Here is a 970-nt window from a genome sequence, read left to right on the forward strand (position 1 = left end):
CTACCGCCAGCGCGAGACGACGCCAGTCATTCACGCGGCGGCGCTCAAAGGCTGGGGCGACTGGCTGCCGGTTGCCTGGCCTCACGACGGCCTCCAGCACGACAAGGGCTCCGGCAAGACGCTGGCGAGCCAGTACAGGGCACAGGGGCTCAACCTGCTGCCAGAGCACGCCACGTTCGAAGACGGCGGCTACGGGTTCGAGGCTGGCATCTCCGACATGCTGACCCGCATGCAGACCGGGCGGTGGAAGGTGTTCAGCACCTGCGGCGAGTGGTTCGACGAGTTCCGCCTGTTTCACCGCGAGAAGGGTCTCGTCGTGAAGGAGCGGGATGATGTGCTCAGCTCGAGCCGGATCGCGTCGATGATGCTCCGGAACGCGATCACGAAGCCCAAGCGCGGGTCTTGGTCGACTGCGACATGGGATGTGGCGTGATGGCCAACAACCGCCTCTACCTCGTAAACCGCCGCCTTGGCGTGAAGGTGTATCTGGCTCGGTTCGGGTCTGGCGCTGACTTCTGGGAGCCGATCGCAGGCCTAGAACGCAAGCTGCGCGTTGCCTTCGCCGAGGATGACGCCTCCAACTGGGACGATCACGGCTGGGAATTGGTTGATGAGGGCAACGTTCCCGATGGCTTGCAAGAGGTCAGCGTCTAATGGCCGAAGATTTCCGCGCCGAGTATGATCGCCTTGTGGCCGCTTTCGAGACACGCTCGGCGACGCAGCCCGACATCGTGAAGGCGCTGATGCACATCCTGCGTCGCCTCGGCCCGCCGGAGCCGCTGGACGGCGTCGAGCCGGAGAAGCTGACGGAGCGCGAGGCGTGACAGAGACCGTCCCGGCAGACATCGCGGCGGCGCTTGAGGCTTTTGACAAAGCTGCACAAGCCTGGGGCTGGGAAGCTGACATGGGCACGGGCGGCGAAACTGCCGAGATCATGCGCGACCACGAGAACGCCCGCGCAGCCCTCGAC

At 65.2% G+C, this 970-nt stretch carries 2 protein-coding genes and 1 pseudogene; all 3 read left to right on the plus strand.

What is annotated here, in order from left to right:
* A pseudogene (locus FV233_RS29610) lies at positions 1-433 on the plus strand (DNA packaging protein); the annotation flags it as partial.
* Positions 433-654, plus strand: a complete 222-nt coding sequence (locus FV233_RS29615; RefSeq protein ID WP_147899655.1) for a hypothetical protein — start codon at positions 433-435, stop codon at positions 652-654. The pseudogene FV233_RS29610 and the gene FV233_RS29615, both read left to right, overlap by 1 nt.
* A complete protein-coding gene (locus FV233_RS30780) occupies positions 654-824 on the plus strand; it encodes a hypothetical protein (RefSeq protein WP_187278279.1) in 171 nt (56 codons plus the stop codon). The genes FV233_RS29615 and FV233_RS30780 overlap by 1 nt, the downstream gene beginning before the upstream one ends.
* Positions 825-970 lie beyond the last annotated feature (146 nt).

This window comes from Methylobacterium sp. WL7 (assembly GCF_008040085.1).
Taxonomy (GTDB): Bacteria; Pseudomonadota; Alphaproteobacteria; order Rhizobiales; family Beijerinckiaceae; genus Methylobacterium; species Methylobacterium mesophilicum.

Excerpts from the sequence above, each read along its gene's own strand:
- FV233_RS29615 (WP_147899655.1), top strand. The coding sequence starts at position 433 with ATGGCCAACAACCGCCTCTACCTCGTAAACCGCCGCCTTGGCGTGAAG.
- FV233_RS30780 (WP_187278279.1), top strand. The coding sequence starts at position 654 with ATGGCCGAAGATTTCCGCGCCGAGTATGATCGCCTTGTGGCCGCTTTC.